The sequence below is a fragment of the Photobacterium piscicola genome, assembly GCF_900166965.1.
GTDB classification, from domain to species: domain Bacteria; phylum Pseudomonadota; class Gammaproteobacteria; order Enterobacterales; family Vibrionaceae; genus Photobacterium; species Photobacterium piscicola.
On sequence record NZ_FUZI01000025.1, the window covers coordinates 1 to 1829 of the forward strand.

Annotated in this window: 1 protein-coding gene; it reads right to left on the reverse strand. The window is 52.4% G+C overall.

Features of this window, described 5'->3' with window-relative positions:
• On the reverse strand, positions 1 to 1829 hold a 1829-nt coding region (locus CZ809_RS20520), incomplete at both ends, for an Ig-like domain-containing protein (RefSeq protein ID WP_144396221.1).

The window sequence follows — 1829 nt, forward strand, 5'->3', positions numbered from 1 at the left end:
ATCGAGGTAATAGTGATCGCTGCCGCAATGTCAGTATCAATGTTGTAAGGGTGATCGTCCGTCGCCGTGGCACTGTTGCCCGCCTCATCCGTGGTGGTGACGGTTGCCGTCACACTATCAGCCGTCGCACCGTCTAAAACACTGCCGTCGACTTCTGCCGTCCACGTTAACTTGCCGTCCTGCTCCACAACTTTTGTGGTGCCCACGGTTTGACCATCAACAACGACCGTAACGGTATCGCCGACTTTAACATCTGCGCCCACGGTCCCCGTGACCGGGACTTTGCTGTGCGCTTCATCTGCGTTGATAACACCATCGGTAGCTATCGAGGTAATAGTGATCGCTGCCGCAATGTCAGTATCAATGTTGTAAGGGTGATCGTCCGTCGCCGTGGCACTGTTGCCCGCCTCATCCGTGGTGGTGACGGTTGCCGTCACACTATCAGCCGTCGCACCGTCTAAAACACTGCCGTCGACTTCTGCCGTCCACGTTAACTTGCCGTCCTGCTCCACAACTTTTGTGGTGCCCACGGTTTGACCATCAACAACGACCGTAACGGTATCGCCGACTTTAACATCTGCGCCTACGGTACCCGTGACCGGGACTTTGCTGTGCGCTTCATCTGCGTTGAGAACACCATCGGTAGCAATCGAGGTAATAGTGATCGTTGCCGCAATGTCAGTGTCAACGGTGTAAGGGTGATCGTCCGTCGCGGTGGCACTGTTGCCCGCATCATCCGTGGTGGTGACGGTTGCCGTCACACTATCAGCCGTCGCACCGTCTAAAACACTGCCGTCGATTTCTGCCGTCCACGTTAACTTGCCGTCCTGCTCCACAACTTTTGTGGTGCCCACGGTTTGACCATCAACAACGACCGTAACGGTATCGCCGACTTTAACATCTGCGCCCACGGTACCCGTGACCGGGACTTTGCTGTGCGCTTCATCTGCGTTGATAACACCATCGGTAGCAATCGAGGTAATAGTGATCGTTGCCGCAATGTCAGTATCAATGTTGTAAATATGATCATCTGTCGCAGTAGCGCTATGACCTGCTTCATCATGAGTTGTCACGGTGGCGGTGACATTATCGGTGGTAGCGTTATCTAATACGCTGCCGTCAACCTCAGCCGTCCACGTTAACTTGCCATTGTGATTTTCTACTGTGGCCGTACCTACCGCTTTACCATCTACAGTGATCGTAACGGTATCGCCAACTTTGACATCACCACCAACGGTACCGGTTACAGGCACTTTGCCGTGGGACTCATTCTCATTGATTACATTGTCACCACCAATGGTGGTGATGGTGACACCCGCATTGATGCCAACCTGATAATTTTCTTCACTGTTTGCGGTGTCATTATGTGAACTGTATGACGTTGTGACTGTGGCAGTGGCTTTATCTGCATGCAACACATCCTTGCCCGTGACATTCACTGACCATGTGTTACCCGCCTCAACCTGGGTGTTGTAATCGGTGCCATTAATCGTTACCACGACCTTGTCACCCACTTGCACCTGACCGCCAACCGTACCGGTGATCGCAATGCTCTGCTGATGACCTTCTTGTTGAGTGATCTCGTTATCGCCAGTGATCTTATCAATGTCGATAGTCGCGTTAACATCCACCGTATAATTATGCTCAGCCGTGGCGGTTTTGCTGTTACCTGCGGTATCAGTGGTGGTCACTGTTGCGCCAACATGATCCGAATTCGCATCCAACAAGACCTTGCCATCAACAGACAAACGCCATGACTTATCCGCTTGTACTTCGGCGGTGCCTAACGTTTTACCATCAAGGGTCACTGTTACCCAATCGCCCGCTTT